The sequence below is a fragment of the Segatella maculosa DSM 19339 = JCM 15638 genome (assembly GCF_000382385.1).
GTDB lineage: Bacteria > Bacteroidota > Bacteroidia > Bacteroidales > Bacteroidaceae > Prevotella > Prevotella maculosa.
In genome coordinates, this window is sequence record NZ_KB908320.1 from 294103 (window position 1) to 312024 (window position 17922).

Here is a 17922-nt window from a genome sequence, read left to right on the forward strand (position 1 = left end):
ACAAGGATTCTGTCACCCCAAAAAGGTCCTCTATGGATTTAATTCTTGCTTTATTTTACGTAGATTATAGCAAGACGGTTAGAAGTAATGCCTTGAACACCCTTACCATCAGCCTTTTCTACGGTCACACCCTTATTCTTCAAGTAGTTAGCAACAACGTTTGCACGGTTCTGAGAAAGTCTATTGTTGAATGAGGTTGAGCCTTCAGGAGAAGACGTACCAACAATCTGAACCTTGCTACCCTGTGCAATATTATCAAGAACTTTCTTGGCATCGCTTGTAAGTTTAGACTTGCCTTGAGCGAATGTTACGAACAGAGGATTGGTGCAAGCAGTGTTTCCTTCAGCAGGAACTTCCTTAACAACCTCTCTGATAACCTCTTTTGGCTTCTTTGCAAGTTCGTCACGAAGATCACTAATCTGTGAATTGAGTGCATCAATTTCGCTCTGATCACGCAATGTTGCAATCTTGAAGTTATGAGTACCGTTAGAAGTCTTGAACTTGTAAACCAAACCGGCATTCAACTGCACAAAGCTGTGATTTACATTGTACTGGATAAGGTCGTTACCCAAGTTGTAAGGAGTGTTGGACCTGTCGTTGAGACCATAGATGATAGCCGGCTCGACATAAATCTGCCATGCTTTGTCTGCACCTAAGTTGAAAGCGAAGTCAAGTCCCAACTTTGAAGTAAGGTCATTGTGGCACTTAGCTGCTTTATACTGCTTCGTATTACCGAACAGATGGCCCCAACCAATACCGCCGACAGCAACAACTTCGAACGTACGTGGCTGACCTTTATAACCGCCAAACCAGTTGCTCAGATTAACAGTACCGAGAAGGCTTGTATTCAAAAAGCGAACAAATGTGCCAGTTGACTTCCAAGGCTTATTTGAGAAATAAGCATTGCTTTCAACAGCCAAGCCAAATACTGGGGTGAACCAACGACCTACGCGGATACCTGCATTGGGATCCAAAGCCTTCACAGCACCCTTTACTCCACCATTTTCTGTTGTCTTGGTTGCGACACCACCGTTGATACCAACATAGATGTTATCGAACGTCTTGCTCTCCTCTACAGTTTGCGCAGAAGCAGACACTGCTATAGTAGCCGCAGCGAACAATAAAACTAACTTTTTCATGTCTCTCTAAAAATTAATTAATGATTATTGAATTTATTCTTTTTCTTATTTTACGGGTACAAAGTAATTAAAAAATATTGGAACCACCAAATTTTTACAAATAAAATTATGCTACAAAGCATAAAAAGTGAGAAAAAACAATTGACTTTATCAATTTTATACCTTTTTCTCTATTGTTTCTTAAGTCATCATCGGTTCTTAGATAAGTTTTTATTATCTTCGCATCATGAAAAAAATTATACTGATTACCGGCGGACAACGGTCTGGTAAAAGCATGTATGCCGAACAATTGGCGCTATCGCTTTCTGACAATCCTATTTATATGGCTACAGCGCACATATGGGACGAAGAATTCAAAGAACGCGTAAACCGACATCGGGAACGTAGAGGAGCAAACTGGACGAACATAGAAGAAGAGAAATATCTGTCAAGGCACTATATATATAATAAGGTGTGCGTGATTGACTGTATCACGCTTTGGTGTACAAACTTCTTTTATGATAAAGATAGAAAAGTAGGAGAACAGCCCGGAGTTGACGAAGCCTTGGAGGCTATCGAAAGAGAATTCGATAAATTCACAGCCCAAGAGGCAACATTTATCTTCGTAACCAATGAAATCGGGAGCGGTGGCGTCAGTGATAATGCCATTCAAAGAAGCTTTACCGATTTGGAAGGCTGGATGAACCAATATGTAGCAGCCAAAGCCGACGAAGTTATCTTGATGGTTGCAGGGATTCCGGTTAAAATCAAATAGAGATGAAGTTCAATATAGAAGCACCCAAAGAGGATATCAAAGCTTTACTTGTCGAGAAGATTGACAATCTGAATAAACCTAAGGGTTCTTTAGGGAGATTAGAAGAACTGGCCCTGCAAATCGGACTTATTCAACAAACATTTTCTCCTACACTTTCCCACCCTTGCCATTTGCTCTTCGGAGGAGACCACGGCATTGAACGCGAAGGCGTATCGGCCTCTCCCCGCGACGTGACATGGCAACAGATGATTAATTTCACTAAAGGTGGTGGCGGAGTCAACATGCTATGCCGGCAGCATGGCTTCAAACTACATATCATTGATATGGGAATAGACCATGAACTCACGGCCTATCCCACCATCATCGACCGTAAGATAGCCTATGGCACTAAGAACTTTCTGCATGGTCCGGCCATGACGGAAGAAGAATTCGACCGAGCCATCAGTACAGGGAAAGAAATGACCGACCGCTGTTTTGAAGAAGGATGCACCGTTATTTGCATGGGAGAAATGGGGATTGCTAATACATGTCCGTCGAGTATCTGGATGAGTCTTTTCGGAAACATTCCACTAAGCGAATGTATCGGGGCCGGTTCGGGACTCGACAACGAAGGCATACGCTACAAAAAAAACGTTTTGAAGAATGCCCTAATCCGCTTTAATGCTCGTTCCTACCAAACAATTGACGCCATTCGCTATTTCGGAGGCTTTGAGATGGTAGGAGCTATCGGGGCTATGCTCCGTGCTGCCGAGCACCACATGATCATCATGGTTGATGGCTTTATTATGACGGCCTGCATGCTGGCGGCATCAAGATTATATCCGAACATTCTACATTATGCCGTCTTTGGTCATTGCAGTGGCGAAAGCGGGCACCGCAGAATGCTCGACTGCATGAACGCCAAGCCTCTACTATCCTTAGGTATGAGGCTCGGCGAAGGTACTGGAGCCCTGTGCGCTTATCCCATTATCGAATCTTCCGTACGCATGATGAACGAGATGAACAACTTCGACAATGCCCATATCACTAAATATTTCTGACCGATGAATATTCGTCTTCCATGGCGCGACCGCCTTTTCGCCGCTTTCATATTCTTCACTCGCCTACCTTTCTGGCGTATCTATCAACCCCGAAAAGAAGCCTACGAAACCGTAGTCGAACTATGGCCGCTCACTGGCTGGCTCACCGCCGGTTGCATGGCAGCCACCCTTTACTTTGGTTCGTTCATTGTGCCCACAGCGTTGGCCGCCACAGTAGCCATCATCGTGCGCATTCTCATCACCGGAGCCTTGCATGAAGACGGACTTGCCGACTTCATCGACGGCTTCGGTGGAGGCGGAACCGACCGCAGACGCATTCTCGACATCATGAAAGACAGCCACATCGGCACCTATGGCGTCGTGGGGCTCATCCTCTATTTCATGCTGCTCCATCAAAGTCTGACGATACTCCCGCCACGCATCACGGCACTGATGATACTTGCAGCAGACCCTTTCTTCAAGATGATGACCGCCCAACTCATTCAGATGATGCCTTACGCACGGACGGCCGAAACGGCAAAAGGCCAAGTAGTCTACCGCAAAATAAGCATCAAAGCCGGTTTGTTGCTCCTCATACAAGGCACACTTCCCGCCATCGGCTTGTGGTATTTCGCAGGCCTGCCCTACCTCTGCATCGCCATACCTGCACTCGTGTTCTATCTGCTCTACCTATTGATGCATCGCCGTATCAACGGCTACACAGGCGACTGTTGCGGAGCCGTGTTCCTGCTGACCGAACTCACTTTCTATCTCACCTACATCACACTCAATTCATGAAAGTAACACTCATCAGACATACCAAGGTGGCCCTCCCCGAAGGTACATGCTATGGCTGGAGCGACGTAGCTCTTGCCGACACATTCGAGCAAGAGGCTGCTGCCACCAAGTACAACCTTCAAAAGAACCTACCTTTCGATGCCATCTTCTCTTCGCCGCTGACGCGTGCCCGCCAGTTGGCGGCCTACTGTGGCTACCCCACCCCTACGCTCGACGACCGTCTCAAGGAGATAAACATGGGCGAATGGGAGATGCGTCGCTACGATGACATCGAACGCGAAGACCCGCATATTCTTGCGTGGTACGAAGACTATATGCACCTCGAAGCTACCGGCGGCGAGAGTTTTCCCATGCTCTACCGTCGCGTCGCGGCCTTTCTCGACCAACTCAAAACTCGCTCCTACAACCGTGTCGCCGTGTTTTCTCATGGCGGAGTCCTCATCTGTGCCGGCATCTACAGCGGTTTGTTCACTAAGGAAAATGCCTTCGAGAACCTCGTGCCATTCGGAGGAATCGAAGAGATTGAAATATAAAACTAAAATCTTGGAACAACACCAAGCCGTCATAACTCGGGCGACCCGTTGATTTATAGTCCTTGGTACAGACGATTTCCATAATACTTCGTAGGGGGAAGTCCGGTCGGTTATCCTGTCCGTCTGGGAGGAATGAGCACACCATCACCATGAGCTACAGCGGCAAGATGACGAAGGCATAAAACGCCAATCCCCCCGAAACAAGAAAACCAAAGGGGCGCGGGGCTTCCACCATGGTGGAAAGGGGGTGAACAGAGAAAAAACGCCCGTCTTCCATGGAAGAAATAAAAAAATGTAAAAAAGACGCTCGTCTTCCATGGAAGACGAAGGATATTTTAACGGAAAACATTTTCTTTCACGGGAGAAACAAAAAAATGTAAAAAGAACGGTCGTCTTCCATGGAAGACAAAGGATTTTTTAACAATCACCTCTTTTCTTCCATGGAAGACGACAAAAAAACAAGAAATAACCCTTGTCTTCCATGGAATACATTAAAAAAAGAAACAAAAAACATTCGTCTTCCATGGAAGATGACAACGAAAATAAAAAATATCACAGAGATACGGCAGATTGACGCTACTCGCGACGAATCGTATTGCGCCCTGCAATTCACAGTGCGGGCGGCCAAGCATCGCCGTGCGGCTGATAGTATCGTCGCTAATCATTCCACGCCCCACAATGCGGACAGCGTCCCTTTCGGCGCATCGCACGGCCACAGTTGCCGCAGATGAACGATGTGCCCGATTTTGTGGCATAGCGATACAGCGCAAAATAGACATAGGCCGCCAGCAGCAGATAGCCGATATAATAAAGCGACAAAATGCTGAAAACAATATAATCCACAGCGCAGACACCTATCAACCCACATATATAAAGCACGGCCTCGGCCGCAGGGAGTTTATGGAAAGTGTCGTCCACGGCAGCGATGCCCACGATAAGCATAGCCCATACGGAGGAAAGGAAGATAGCGAGCAACGGCGGAACGGAACAGGGATTGAGCGTCGGATGGAAATAGAAATGCCGCCACACGTCGGGGGCGAAGTTCTGTATGCCGGCATAGAGGGCTGCGGCCGACGCGACGATGAGGGTCAGCAACGTAGGGTAAAAGGAATCGATGTCGCGGAAATGCACCAGATGGGCATTCTTGCGCATGAGTTTGCGAATGACGTAGCCGGCCAATATCCCGACAATGACAATCAGGAATATCAGCAGATGGATATCGGAGAAGGTGGAGATGAACTGCGAAATCGGGTCGTCGGGCACCACCTTGGGCAGCAGATAGGATTCCCGTTGCCAGCCGAACGTGGATTGGTCGCGCGCCACCTGCACCCAGACCGAGTCTATCGAGTCTGTGGGCATGATTCTGATATCAGCCACGACCAGATGATCGTGCTTGCGGACATAAATCGTGTCGGTGGGTAGCAGGGCCGACACCTCTTCGGGCTGCTGTCGGATAAGGGCCAGCGAGTCGGCCTTCACAATGAAATTAAAATTGTTGGTGTAGTGGTGCTTGGTTTGAAACGACAGAGAGTCGAGCTGCTTCGCATTATACGTCACCGCAGCATCGTGCGTGGTCTGCTTGCGGTGGTAGCACGAGGTCAGCAGCAAGATTGCCGCCACCGCGCATGCACAGCGGAAAAGCTGTCGGACCGTATGGTTTCTGTCAATGTTCATATCTTTTTTTATTCTGCATAGATGTTCATTTGGCACGCCGCACAGTTGAATTCCAGTCGGAAACGTCGTCCGTCTCCCAACCGGAGATAAAGCGGCTCCGTCCATGTGGGTTGTTTGCCGCCTCGCTTGACACAAAAGCCCAGCGAATATTTAATGCAATGCCGGCACTGCATAATCAAGGGTTCCTTCGTCGGCGCCAATTCAAAAGCCGGACGGATGTTTTCTAATCCGTGCGCTTGATAAAAACGCTCAGCAAGGTGGTTGGAAATATTATAGAGATAGGGAAACTGCGCGTATTCCCGCGGCACGTCCCCCACTCCGCGGGCGCAACTTTCTGTCGGCTTCCGGTTCGGCGCTTCTTTGCTCAAGACCGTTTTTTGCGCCAATTGCCGGACGGCATCTCTCCGAAGTTCCGCCAACAGACTTGATGGAACAAACAGCCTTGCGGCCTCTTCCTCCACCTCGACATCGCTGCACGAATAGACGGTGTTACCCAACTTTGTCAGTTGCTTCTTTATATTATCGTATTGCGGCCGACGGGCCTCCTGATGCGCGAACGTTATTTCCGAGCGAACCTCTACCCCCGTCTCTACGCTTGCAACATGAAGCGCGAAACCATCGGCAGTCGCACGGAATTTCATTTTGACGGGGAGCCTGCGTTCGGCCGTTACACCCGACAGTAGCCGGGAAAACGCTACGTCGTTGTTGCGATAGAGGGCTACGCCGGGTTTTAAGTCGGCCGGCATTTTCAGCGGATAGAGTCTATTTCCGACAGCCTTGTTGATGCGAAAACCTTCCAACTCATGCCGGTCGTTGACGAAACACAGCCCGTCGCCATTCTCAAACGACGCCGTGCCGGCCACATTGAAAGAGCCGCCGCGCAACTCCTTCACCTTGCCCACATACTCGCCCATCGCTTTCGGCGTGTCGAAGCAAGCGATGTCGTTTTGGCGACCTTCCAGAAAATAATTGGTGAAACCGCGATTGAATGTCTTTCGCAGATTGGACTGGAACGTATAGTCTACTTTACCGTAGGAAGCGCGCCGATAGTCGTCGGGGCGTTTCGCTATGAGCTTGTCCAACTCGCGACTATACGCGCTGACCACGTTCTTCACGTATTCCACATCTTTCAGTCGGCCTTCAATCTTGAACGAGCAGGCACCGCTGTCGGCAAGCAATTCGAGATGGTCAATGCGGCACATGTCGCGCATCGACAGCAAATAGCGCTGACGCTCCACCGCTCTTCCGGCATTATCCAACAAGTCGAACTTCATTCGGCAGAACTGCGCACAGGCCCCACGATTTGCGCTTCTGTGGAAGCAATGCTCTGAAGCGTAGCACACGCCGGAATAACTGACACACAACGCGCCGTGCACAAAGACCTCTAACTCCATGTCGGGAACCTTTTCGCGGATTTCCAAAATATCCTTGGCCGAAAGTTCACGCGCCAACACGGCCCGCTTGAAACCAAGTTCCTGCAGCCATCTGACCTTCTCCGCAGAGCGGTTGTCGGTCTGTGTCGAGGCATGCAGTTCCATCTTGAAAGGTTCCGGCTCCCGCCACTCTGCCACCATTTCCAAGATGCCCATATCCTGCACCAGCAGTGCATCGACACCGCAGGCATTCAGGTTTTTCAGCAACAGCCGAGTAGCGGAGAGTTCGTCTTCGTAGATGATTGTATTCACGGTAACATAAACCCGTGCGCCATATGAGTGGGCATACTCACAGAGCCGGCGAATATCGTCGACGCTGTTTCCTGCAGCCGCACGGGCACCGAAGCGCGTGGCCCCGATATACACAGCGTCTGCCCCGTGGTCGATAGCCATCTTGGCGCATTCAAGGTTCTTGGCCGGAGCCAGCAGTTCCAGTGTGCGCATTTTTTATCTGATGTCGTCAATGTTATACGGAGTCTGCTGGTAAACGTAATAGTTTATCCAGTTGCTGTAGAACAGGTTGGCATGCGCCCGCCACGACACCACCGGTCCCGCTTCGGGGCGATTGTCACGATAATAGTTGACAGGCAGTTCCACGTCGTCGCGAACGTCTTTGTCGCGTCTGAATTCGCGATCAAGCGTATTCGGCCCATACTCCAAGTGCCCGGTGATGAAGAATTCCCGACCTCCACGCGCCATGACGATACTGACACCGCTCTCGGGAGACGCCGCAATGATTTCGAGTCCGGGCACGGCTTCGATGTCTTCGCGCCTCACCTCCGTGTGCCTGCTCTGCGGCATGAAAAAGCTGTCGTCAAAACCTCGGAATATGGGCAAAGCCTGTGACAAAGGGTATTGTCGGAAGATGCCGAACATCTTCTTCGGCAGCGCATATTTAGGAATGCCGTAGAAATGATACAGACCGGCCATCGCGCCCCAGCACAGATACATGGTGCTCGTGACGTGCGTGCGCGCCCAGTCGAATATCTCTCTGATTTCCGCCCAATATTCCACCTCCTCGTAATCCATCATTTCGATGGGTGCGCCGGTGATAATCATGCCGTCGAACTTATGCGTGGCCAGTTCATCGAAATCCTTATAGAACATCATCATGTGCTCCACGGGCGTGTTCTTGGGCGTATGGCTTCTGAGTTTCATAAAGCAGATTTCCATCTGCAACGGCGTGTTCGAGAGCAGACGCACGAGGTCGGTCTCCGTGGTTATCTTCAGCGGCATCAGATTGAGCACCACGATTCGCAGCGGACGAATTTCCTGACTGTGGGCTCGCGTCTCGTCCATGACGAAGATGTTCTCATGCTTCAGAATATCGATTGCAGGCAATCTGTCGGGTAATCTTAACGGCATATCTCGTTTTCTTATGAGTTCGGTGATGCAAAGATAACGGTTTTTATTCGAAAACGGAAAAGAGTATGCCGCAAACCCGCCGTATTCGCCGTTTTTGTCAGCCGTAGATGTTTTTTAAAACAGAGGGGGATGTCTTTCGAAACAGATGGGGATATCATGAGCATGAGACCCGGGTCTCACAAGCGCGAGAATGGGATGTCACGAGCGCGAGACCCGGGTCTCATGAACGCGAGAGGGGGATGTAAATGAAATTAGATCCCCCTCTCTTTTGAATTAGAGCTATGTCTCTTAAAAAACAGGTCGGTGACGGGCGTTCAAAACCTAAAGTCCACCTCCACGTCTATCACATTATAATTATGCGCCGTCTTCAGACCTCGGTCGTTGATGCGTGCATACTCGAGGTTGATTTGAAAGTTCTTGTGGAACAGATAGTCGGCTCCCACCTCATACTGCGTGCGCGCCCTGCCCCACTCCGCACTCGGTCGGTAGAGGTCGTAGCGCGCCTTCACGTGCAACTTGTTCCTGACGACGGGCGCGATGACCAAGCCGTAAAATCCGTCGGCCTTGCTGCCCAAGGTCTCGTTCACCTCGCAGTTCGTGAAGCCGGGGTCCTGTGCATTCGTGTTGCCGATGGGCTTTGCGAACGCGCGGCCTGTGGAGTGGACATACTCCGAGCGCAGTGTCCAGTCGTCGAACTTGTATTCGCCGCTTATGGCGTAGCGGTGCTTCGGCAGCGAACGAATGCCCTCATAACGCGTCGTGCCTTCGAGCCATTTGCCCTTGCGGGCCACAGAGCCTTCCCAGCCGAACACGCCGAGCCGCATGCCCGCCACGGGCATCACCCACAAGCCGCCGATAAGGTCTTTGCGCTGGTCTACATCTTTCGTGTTGATGCCTTGCCCGTTGAAGAGTCCGAGCTGATAGTGCAGCAGATGCCGACCGGCCGCATTCTTGAGGAAATCGCCTTGGATTTGCAGCCCCATATCGCGGCCGTTGCTGGGCTGTTCGCCGCTTCGGTCGCTGAAGCCGGCCAGTTTCGACACGGCCTGCCCCACGCCCATGAAGCCCTGATCGATGGGGTGCATGGGGTTCTCGAATGTGAACGGCCGCTTGTATTGACCTATCTTGACCTTAAAGAAATCATACTTCTGCCATTCGGCAAACAAATCGACGACGCGCGGACTACTACCCAAGGTCGATGTGTTTCCGTTGAACTGAATCTGCGTCTTCCAATAGAAATCGTTCAGGATACGCCCATCGAGCGACAAGCGGAGCAGCCGCAGATTGAACGTGTTGCTCTTGCTTCCTTCCTGGTCGCTGCATTGATACTGGGCCATGCCGTAGCCGGACAGCCTGACATTGCTGAACCATTCTTTTTGCTGCGCGCTGCCACTGAGCGCGGAGAGCGCAAGCAGCACGGCGAATAAAGTCTTTTTCATCTTTTTCAGTTGGTATTTTAGTTGTCTCTTTTTTCCAGTAAGACCACGTTCTCTACGTGGGGCGTGTGAGGGAACATATCGACGGGCTGAACCGCCGTCACCTTGTATGCCGCATCCATCAACTGTAAATCGCGCGCCTGCGTCGCGGGGTTGCAGCTCACGTAGACGATGCGCCGCGGGGCTGCGTTCAGTATGACGCGCACCACGTCGGGGTGCATGCCTGCACGCGGCGGGTCGGTGATGATTACGTCGGGGCGACCGTGTTCGGCGATGAAGCCGTCGGTGAGAATGTTCTTCATGTCGCCTGCGTAGAACAGCGTATTGGCGATATTGTTCACCTTGCTGTTTTCTTTTGCGTCTTCAATGGCCTCGGGCACATATTCTATACCAATGACCCGGCGGGCGCGGCGGGCCACGAAGTTGGCTATCGTGCCCGTCCCGGTGTAGAGATCGTAGACGAGTTCCTCGCCCGTGAGTGCGGCGAACTTGCGAGCGACATTGTATAAATGATAAGCCTGCTCGGTATTCGTCTGGTAGAAACTCTTCGGACCTACTTTGAATTTTAGGTCTTCCATCGTTTCATAGATAAAGTCCGTCCCCTTGAACGTCGTCAGTTCCAAGTCGCCGAAGGTGTCGTTTCCCTTTTGATTATCCACGTAAATCAGACTTGTTATCTGTGGGAAGCGGTCGGCGACGTGCCGAAGCAGGCTTTGTGCGCGTTGCTCGTCGCCTTCTTCGTCATAGTGAAACTGCACCAAAAGCATGAACTCTCCGGTATTGGAATTGCGCATCATCAAGCCACGCAGCAAACCGTGCTGTGCGCGGATGTCATAGAACGACATGCCTTGTGCTTTCGCATAGCGGCTTATCTCGTTGCGGATTTGATTGTGCAGGTCGTCCATCAGCAGACATTTCTCTATCGGATAGATTTTGTCGAATGCGCCTGTGATATGAAATCCGATAGCACTCTCGTTCAAATTGCCCTCCTTTCCCGCTTCACGGGGCGGCATCGCCTCTATTTCCTCCTTGGTGTACCAGCGTTTATTGGCACAGCCAAACTCTAATTTGTTACGATATTCTTTCGTCTTGACACTACCCATGATGGGATTGAACTCCGGGAGAGCAATCTTTCCGATACGTGTCAATTGGTCGAAAACCTGCTGCTGCTTGGCTTTCAATTGCTCCTCGTAGGGAAGGTTCTGCCATTTACATCCGCCGCAAATACCGAAATGAGTGCACATCGGTGTCTCGCGCACCTTACTATATTGTACTATCCGCACAATCCTGCCCTCCATGAAACTGTGTTTCTTCTTGGTGATTTGCACGTCCACAATGTCCCCCGGAACACAAAAAGAGACGAAGACCACTTTGTCTTCGTAATGGAAGAGGCATTTGCCTTCGGCTGCAATCGCCTCAATCACCACATTTTCTAATATAGGGAAAGGCTTATGCTTTCTTGTCATATCTGATATTGAATTTGTTTGCAAAAGTAGTAAAATAATCCCAAAGTCTGACGCGGAACTGCCATTTAATTCACTCATGCCTGCCTATATGGTGAAATGTAAGGTGCGGTTTACAAAAAAGAAACTAAAAGTTTGGTAACTTAATTTATTTATACTATATTTGCGATACAAAAAATAAATTTAACGAAATAAAACTATCAGACACCTATTCAACTATGAGTGAGAAAAGAGTTTATACTTTCGGAAACGGTAAGGCCGAAGGTGGAGCAGATATGAGAAATCTGCTTGGTGGAAAAGGAGCAAACCTTGCCGAAATGAATTTGATTGGCGTTCCCGTGCCTCCCGGATTTACAATCACGACAGACGTCTGTAACGAATACTTCGAGAAAGGCAAGCAGGAAGTTGTCAACCTGTTAAAGCAAGAAGTCGAAACTTCGGTCAAGCATATTGAGACCTTGATGAAGTCGAAGTTTGGCGATGTTGACAACCCACTGCTCGTCAGTGTGCGCTCCGGTGCACGTGCGAGTATGCCAGGCATGATGGATACCATCTTAAACCTTGGTCTTAATGACGAGGTGGTAGAAGGTTTGGCCCGCAAGACCGGTAATGAACGCTTTGCATACGACAGTTATCGTCGCTTCGTACAGATGTACGGAGATGTCGTCCTCGGCATGAAACCAGTCAACAAAGAGGATATCGACCCCTTCGAGGCCATCATCATGGACGTGAAGCGGCAGCGTGGAATTACGCTTGACAACGAAATGAACGTCGACGAACTGAAGCAATTGGTAAGGGCTTTCAAGGCAGCCATCAAGCAGCAGACGGGCAATGACTTCCCCACAGACCCGATGGAACAGTTGTGGGGTGCCATCTGTGCCGTATTTGATTCTTGGATGAACGAACGCGCCATTCTTTATCGCAAGATGGAGGGAATTCCTGCTGAATGGGGAACCGCAGTCAATGTTATGGCCATGGTTTTTGGCAACATGGGAAATACATCGGCTACCGGCGTTTGCTTCAGCAGAGACGCGGCCACAGGCGAGAATTGTTTTAATGGAGAATATTTGGTCAATGCACAAGGCGAGGACGTTGTTGCAGGAATTCGCACCCCACAGCAGATTACCAAGAAAGGTTCTTTGTGTTGGGCCGAACAACAATGCATCGACGAGAGCGTCCGTGCTTCAAAGTATCCGTCGATGGAGGAAGCCATGCCCGAGATTTATGCACAATTGAACGATATTCAGCAGAAGTTGGAAGCACACTACCATGACATGCAGGATATGGAGTTCACGGTGCAGGAAGGACACCTATGGTTCCTTCAGACACGCAATGGTAAGCGCACCGGCACTGCCATGGTAAAAATAGCCATGGATTTGTTGCGTGAAGGCGAAATCGACGAGAAAACGGCACTCCTACGTTGTGAGCCTAACAAGTTGGACGAGCTGCTTCACCCCGTATTCGATAAGGAAGCCCAACTCAATGCCAAGGTGCTAACGCGAGGCCTCCCTGCAAGTCCGGGTGCAGCCTGCGGTCAAGTCGTTTTCTTTGCCGACGACGCAGAGAGATGGCACGAAGAGGGACATCAGGTCATTATGGTTCGCATCGAGACGAGTCCTGAAGACCTTGCCGGTATGAGTGCAGCCGAAGGCATACTGACCGCACGTGGCGGCATGACCAGCCACGCCGCAGTCGTAGCCCGCGGTATGGGAAAGTGTTGTGTCAGCGGTGCCGGTGCCATTAATGTGGACTACAAGGGACGCACGGTCGAAATCGATGGCAAACTCATTCACGAAGGTGACTACATTTCCATCAATGGCTCCACGGGCGAAGTCTATCTCGGTGAAGTCAAGACCAAACCAGCCGAAGTCACGGGAGACTTCGCACAGTTAATGGAGTTATGCCAGAAATATACGAAGCTCGTTGTCCGTACAAATGCTGATACGCCCCATGATGCAGAAGTGGCACGCAATTTCGGCGCGGTGGGCATCGGTCTGTGCCGCACAGAACACATGTTCTTTGAAAATGAAAAGATAAAGGCCATGCGCGAAATGATACTTTCCGACTCCAAAGAAGGGCGCGAGAAAGCACTCGAGAAGCTGTTGCCCTATCAGAAGCAAGACTTCTACGGCATCTTGAAAGCGATGGACGGCTACCCTGTCAATATCCGACTGCTCGACCCACCCCTACACGAGTTCGTTCCCCACGACCTTGCCGGGCAGAAAGTCATGGCTGAGGAAATGGGACTTTCCGTCGAGGAAATCCAGCACAGAGTGAACTCCCTAAGCGAACACAATCCGATGCTCGGTCATCGCGGCTGCCGCTTGGGCAACACCTATCCTGAAATAACGGCCATGCAGACGCGTGCCATTCTCGGCGCAGCCATCGAGCTGAAGAAAGAAGGCTACCGGCCACAGCCCGAAATCATGGTGCCACTTATCGGCATCGTCAACGAGTTCGATATGCAGAAAGATGTCATTCGCTCAACGGCAAAAGCCCTTTTCGAGAAAGAAGGTGTCGAGATTTCGTTCAAGGTCGGAACGATGATTGAAGTCCCACGTGCCGCCTTGACAGCCGACTACATCGCCAAGGAAGCCGAATACTTCAGCTTCGGGACGAACGACCTCACGCAGATGACGTTCGGATACAGCCGCGACGACATTGCAAGTTTTCTGCCCGTATATCTTGAGAAGAAGATACTCAAAGTCGATCCATTCCAAGTCTTAGACCAGACAGGCGTAGGGCAACTTGTCGAAATGGCCGTAGAGAAAGGACGCTTCACCCGTCCGGACCTGAAGTGTGGCATTTGCGGCGAACATGGTGGCGAGCCTTCGTCCGTCAAATTCTGTCATCGCGTCGGTCTCGACTATGTGAGCTGCTCACCGTTCCGCGTACCCATCGCCCGATTGGCAGCAGCACAGGCAGCAATAGAATAAGAGCCTCCCTCCGAAAGCCTCTCCCCCGGCCCCTCCCCGAAGAGGGAGGGGAGTGAAATGCAAATAGACCTTGCGAACACTTTAGTTCACAAGGTCTATTTTGTTTATCATGCATTATCCATCATTAGCCCGCAAGCTCTCTTCTCCCCTCCCTTGGGAGGGGATGGGGGTGGGCTTTTGGGTGAGGCTTTCCGGGTGTGTATTAAAACGGGGAGGACACACAGACAAGCGAGTTAATCATAAGGTGAATTTTGATTTTGACTAAATACAGGTAAGTCGTGCGCCCTCCCCTTGAAACCTCCCCCAACCCCTCCGAAGGAGGGGAGCACAAACAGCGTGCAAACTAATTCCTCGCAAGCTCGCAGCTCCCCCTCCTTTGGAGGAGGTTGGGGGGAGGCTCTCCTCCCCTCCCTTCGGGAGGGGCCGGGGGTGGGTTTGAGGGCTCTCAATTCCCGTGCTGCCCTATCCCTCCTTTGCCTTTCTTCTTGTCTTCCACCTGTTCGAAGCTCGCGTCGTTCAGCTCGAAATACTTCTTCGAGGGCATAAGGTGGACAACGGGCTTCACGATGTGCTTGACAGCATTGAACTTCTCGTCCTTGGGCACCGCCTTACTCTTGAACGAAGGCAGCAGCGTTCCCATGTCGCCGAACTCCACCGTGTCGCCGTTGGCCACGAAGTTGCGTGCCGTGGCAATACTCATGTTCAGCACGGCGTGCACCTCCTCGGGCGAGAACGTGGTGTTGTTCGACACCGCCTTGCAAAACGAGCGGAAGTCAACTCGCTTGCGCCCCGTGGGAACGGCCACTTGCATGTCAACTCTGTTTTCCTTGCCTTTCACTTTCAGTTTGCGCAGTCTCAAGACAAACTGCAATGGACGATTTGCCATAGTTATTCCTTTCTTTTAATGCGGTTAAAAAATTGATTGTTATGATGATAAATCTCTCATTTCCTCTTGTCGCTTCCGGCCCTTCCCGCCCCTTTTTGGGAAACATCTAGATGTTTTTTAAAAAAGATCTAGATGTTTTTCCAAAAAGATCAGGATGTTTTTTCAAAAAGATCAGGATGTTTTTTCAAAAAGATCTAGATCTTTTTCCCATTACATCCCTATCTTTTTCCAAACGGGCGGAAATGTGGATTGCATTCGGGCCACAGTCTCACTCGAACGCCCGCACTACAAGACCAAGCCTACGGCTACTGCGACCCACGTACATGCTCGGGGTGCCGGCGCCGCCAAACCTGGAAAAATACAGGATGTACGCAGCTACAGGTTGCTGCGGATGGGCATTCGACGACCAATATTGACCCAGCACTCCTAAAGAGACTAGTATGTTCCCGCCGTAGCTGCCTGTCGTGGGTAGGAAGAAGTAGTCACCTGGGGTGGAAAGCGCGCTGGAACTGCTGATAATGGGAATGTAGCCCCCGGGAAACGAAGAGCCGGGAGTGATACGCCAATCTGTGTCGGTGCCGGGAGAAGTATTAGCCTGATAATTGCTCGGGAATCTATTCGAGAAGCGCGCTGTACCACCATTCGCAGCAGAGAAAGCCTGACCACTGCCACTGTTGTCGCGGATAATGGCGGCCTTCTTTTTCAACCACACACCACCATTAGCAACCAAGTGCCCGTTGCTGACGGCTATATTGCTCTGCCAATGAGGATCGCCCAGCGTGACATACCAGCACAGCTCGTTGACATTGGGGCAGATGGCGCACGACTGACTGGCTGTGATAACCCCGCTACCCTCGTGAAACCAGCGATTATTCAGCTCTCCCGGATTGTAGTCCTTGTCAGGATAATGCTGCCCTTGACCACCGTTAACTGTTGGTGCAAAGCTCTCGTAGCCATACCAGAAGGGATTTACGGCATCCCACATGTAGTAGCTCCCAACGACAGGGACAGGAACAGGCGTCTGTGGCGTGATGTCGTAAATAACGTCATTGATTTCACCCTTGTTCAAGGTGACATTTGTGAGTGTCTGCACGACGGGGCCTTCCACATTGTTCGCCCAGTCCCTTATCGTGTAGTCGATCAAAAAATCGTAGGTGCCGGGGGGAATGGCAAGGTAGGTAGCATTGGCCGTCTGGTTGGCGGTGGTAGAGAGAGGGAAGTTTTGGAGGGTAACTTCGATGTTGTTGTAGACAGGGGGAGTGCCTGTGCCAATATTCTCTCCATCAAAAATGAACAAACCAGAAATATGCCCACCATTGAGGACCGTGATTTTGATATTCTTCAGCTGCACATTGGGGGCCAAAGCAGCATTTCCGCAACGGGGCAGAAAACAGAGATAGGAGGACTTGTGCGACAATGTAAAGTTGAATTTGTCGGGATTGCCCGTGTTGTGTGCTACGCCCGAACCGCAGTCGCCCCAATCGCCAGCACGGCTGAAGTCGTTGGCCGAGAAGCGGCTCTGGTTAGTTGCTATCGATACAAGCATGTGTTTACCAACCGAAGGCAAAAAACCGGAAATTCCCGTATAGCGCACTTCGCAGCCGTCAGCATAGTCGGACTTACTGCCTGGCAGGGTGAACTCTGCGCTGGCGCCGCCATCGTGGAGTTCTATACCTATACTCTGTTGCCAATTCCCATTCTTGTCTTTCACCCAGATATTGTCGCTGCTTGTCCAATAGGCGTCGGCTCCGTTACCGGGTGTGTGTTTGATGTTCGTGCGTGTCTTCGCGCCGGCAAACTCGTCTTCATCTATGAAGCGGCGCTTTGCCGAAATCTTTGTGTCATTGGTCGCGAAGACTACGCCGCCTTTCGGTGCTTCCGTTCCGTTCTCTTTCTTTTTGTCCTGTGCAATTTCTTCATTGGTACAAGCTGCAAGCAATACCGCCATCATGAATAGTTGGCCAGTCTTTATTATTGTCTTTACTTTCATTTGCTCTTTCCTTTTAATTATTCTACAAGTTTATTCTCCCTCCCTTTGGGAGGACCGGGGTGGGTATTACTCTTCCCACACATTATAGCTTGGCAGGGTGTTCTCCCCTCCTTCGGAGGGGTTGGGGGAGGTCTCCTCCCATTCTTCATCACTATACTGCTTGGCATTGCCAAACGTTCCACCTTGTCCGATGTGCTTGTGCTGACCACTGACGGCCTGCAGGAGATAGTCTTCCTGCATCGGTATGACTGTGCACCGAGGGGCAATGTAATGTAGTCTTTCTTTCTGTTCTTTGTTCATAATCTCTAATTTATAGGGTAAATATTCTTTTGCTTTGTTTTCTTTGTCTCGTTGCATGCCTGGCGCATGTAGGGACGCACGGCTCGTGCGTCCGCTCCAATGGCTTGTTAACTGCCAACTTGTTAACTGTGGTGGGCGGACGCACGAGCCGTGCGTCCCTACATTTTGCTCCCTTATTTCGTTCATTTTTTGCTCA

General features: G+C 50.6%; 14 protein-coding genes. 5 read left to right on the plus strand and 9 right to left on the minus strand.

Annotated elements, in window-relative coordinates; all coding sequences use genetic code 11:
- Positions 1–50 precede the first annotated feature (50 nt).
- Positions 51–1139: an OmpA family protein gene (locus tag H164_RS0103335; protein ID WP_025830009.1), complete on the minus strand. Its 1089-nt coding sequence runs from the start codon at positions 1137–1139 to the stop codon at positions 51–53.
- A 226-nt stretch (positions 1140–1365) separates the two neighbouring features.
- Between H164_RS0103335 and cobU the strand changes: the two genes are divergently transcribed.
- From cobU to cobC, 4 genes are read left to right on the plus strand one after another with little or no spacing between them, the layout of a single operon-like run.
- On the plus strand, positions 1366–1893 hold the full coding sequence (cobU, locus tag H164_RS0103340) for a bifunctional adenosylcobinamide kinase/adenosylcobinamide-phosphate guanylyltransferase (protein ID WP_019967306.1): 528 nt from the start codon (positions 1366–1368) through the stop codon (positions 1891–1893).
- A gap of 2 nt (positions 1894–1895) precedes the next feature.
- Complete coding sequence (cobT, locus tag H164_RS0103345) at positions 1896–2933, plus strand: nicotinate-nucleotide--dimethylbenzimidazole phosphoribosyltransferase (RefSeq protein ID WP_019967307.1); 1038 nt, start codon at positions 1896–1898, stop codon at positions 2931–2933.
- Between the two features lie 3 nt (positions 2934–2936).
- The gene (gene cobS / locus H164_RS0103350; protein ID WP_019967308.1) at positions 2937–3710 is read left to right on the plus strand and encodes an adenosylcobinamide-GDP ribazoletransferase; all 774 of its coding nucleotides are present in this window, start codon (positions 2937–2939) and stop codon (positions 3708–3710) included.
- Entirely contained in the window at positions 3707–4243 is a 537-nt protein-coding gene (gene cobC, locus H164_RS0103355; RefSeq protein WP_019967309.1) for an alpha-ribazole phosphatase, read from the plus strand. The genes cobS and cobC overlap by 4 nt, the downstream gene beginning before the upstream one ends.
- A 657-nt stretch (positions 4244–4900) precedes the next feature.
- Here the strand turns inward: cobC and H164_RS0103365 are convergent.
- From H164_RS0103365 to rlmD, 5 genes are all read right to left on the minus strand, one after another.
- Complete coding sequence (locus tag H164_RS0103365) at positions 4901–5917, minus strand: beta-carotene 15,15'-monooxygenase (protein WP_019967311.1); 1017 nt, start codon at positions 5915–5917, stop codon at positions 4901–4903.
- Between the two features lie 8 nt (positions 5918–5925).
- Positions 5926–7794 carry a peptidase U32 family protein gene (locus tag H164_RS0103370; protein WP_019967312.1) on the minus strand — a complete coding sequence of 623 codons (1869 nt, stop codon included), beginning with the start codon at positions 7792–7794 and terminating at the stop codon, positions 5926–5928.
- A gap of 3 nt (positions 7795–7797) precedes the next feature.
- Entirely contained in the window at positions 7798–8715 is a 918-nt protein-coding gene (gene metA, locus H164_RS0103375) for a homoserine O-acetyltransferase MetA (RefSeq protein WP_019967313.1), read from the minus strand.
- Positions 8716–9029: 314 nt separating this feature from the next.
- Positions 9030–10154 carry a porin gene (locus H164_RS0103380; protein WP_019967314.1) on the minus strand — a complete coding sequence of 375 codons (1125 nt, stop codon included), beginning with the start codon at positions 10152–10154 and terminating at the stop codon, positions 9030–9032.
- Between the two features lie 17 nt (positions 10155–10171).
- Positions 10172–11617: a 23S rRNA (uracil(1939)-C(5))-methyltransferase RlmD gene (gene rlmD, locus H164_RS0103385; RefSeq protein WP_019967315.1), complete on the minus strand. Its 1446-nt coding sequence runs from the start codon at positions 11615–11617 to the stop codon at positions 10172–10174.
- A 215-nt stretch (positions 11618–11832) separates the two neighbouring features.
- On the opposite strand from rlmD, the gene ppdK reads away from it, so the two are divergent.
- Complete coding sequence (gene ppdK, locus H164_RS0103390) at positions 11833–14550, plus strand: pyruvate, phosphate dikinase (protein WP_019967316.1); 2718 nt, start codon at positions 11833–11835, stop codon at positions 14548–14550.
- 445 nt (positions 14551–14995) lie between these two features.
- Here the strand turns inward: ppdK and H164_RS0103395 are convergent, their stop codons facing one another.
- The 3 genes from H164_RS0103395 to H164_RS15845 form a co-directional block, all read right to left on the minus strand.
- Positions 14996–15436: an HU family DNA-binding protein gene (locus tag H164_RS0103395; protein WP_019967317.1), complete on the minus strand. Its 441-nt coding sequence runs from the start codon at positions 15434–15436 to the stop codon at positions 14996–14998.
- Between the two features lie 268 nt (positions 15437–15704).
- Complete coding sequence (locus tag H164_RS0103400; RefSeq protein WP_025830435.1) at positions 15705–17426, minus strand: hypothetical protein; 1722 nt, start codon at positions 17424–17426, stop codon at positions 15705–15707.
- A gap of 66 nt (positions 17427–17492) precedes the next feature.
- On the minus strand, positions 17493–17912 hold the full coding sequence (locus H164_RS15845; protein WP_019967319.1) for a hypothetical protein: 420 nt from the start codon (positions 17910–17912) through the stop codon (positions 17493–17495).
- Between the last annotated feature and the right edge of the window lie 10 nt (positions 17913–17922).

Excerpts from the sequence above, each read along its gene's own strand:
- H164_RS0103400 (WP_025830435.1), bottom strand. The coding sequence starts at position 17,426 with ATGAAAGTAAAGACAATAATAAAGACTGGCCAACTATTCATGATGGCG.
- H164_RS0103335 (WP_025830009.1), bottom strand. The coding sequence starts at position 1,139 with ATGAAAAAGTTAGTTTTATTGTTCGCTGCGGCTACTATAGCAGTGTCT.
- cobS (WP_019967308.1), top strand. The coding sequence starts at position 2,937 with ATGAATATTCGTCTTCCATGGCGCGACCGCCTTTTCGCCGCTTTCATA.
- H164_RS0103370 (WP_019967312.1), bottom strand. The coding sequence starts at position 7,794 with ATGCGCACACTGGAACTGCTGGCTCCGGCCAAGAACCTTGAATGCGCC.
- H164_RS0103380 (WP_019967314.1), bottom strand. The coding sequence starts at position 10,154 with ATGAAAAAGACTTTATTCGCCGTGCTGCTTGCGCTCTCCGCGCTCAGT.
- rlmD (WP_019967315.1), bottom strand. The coding sequence starts at position 11,617 with ATGACAAGAAAGCATAAGCCTTTCCCTATATTAGAAAATGTGGTGATT.
- cobC (WP_019967309.1), top strand. The coding sequence starts at position 3,707 with ATGAAAGTAACACTCATCAGACATACCAAGGTGGCCCTCCCCGAAGGT.
- cobT (WP_019967307.1), top strand. The coding sequence starts at position 1,896 with ATGAAGTTCAATATAGAAGCACCCAAAGAGGATATCAAAGCTTTACTT.
- ppdK (WP_019967316.1), top strand. The coding sequence starts at position 11,833 with ATGAGTGAGAAAAGAGTTTATACTTTCGGAAACGGTAAGGCCGAAGGT.
- H164_RS0103395 (WP_019967317.1), bottom strand. The coding sequence starts at position 15,436 with ATGGCAAATCGTCCATTGCAGTTTGTCTTGAGACTGCGCAAACTGAAA.
- H164_RS15845 (WP_019967319.1), bottom strand. The coding sequence starts at position 17,912 with ATGAACGAAATAAGGGAGCAAAATGTAGGGACGCACGGCTCGTGCGTC.
- cobU (WP_019967306.1), top strand. The coding sequence starts at position 1,366 with ATGAAAAAAATTATACTGATTACCGGCGGACAACGGTCTGGTAAAAGC.
- H164_RS0103365 (WP_019967311.1), bottom strand. The coding sequence starts at position 5,917 with ATGAACATTGACAGAAACCATACGGTCCGACAGCTTTTCCGCTGTGCA.
- metA (WP_019967313.1), bottom strand. The coding sequence starts at position 8,715 with ATGCCGTTAAGATTACCCGACAGATTGCCTGCAATCGATATTCTGAAG.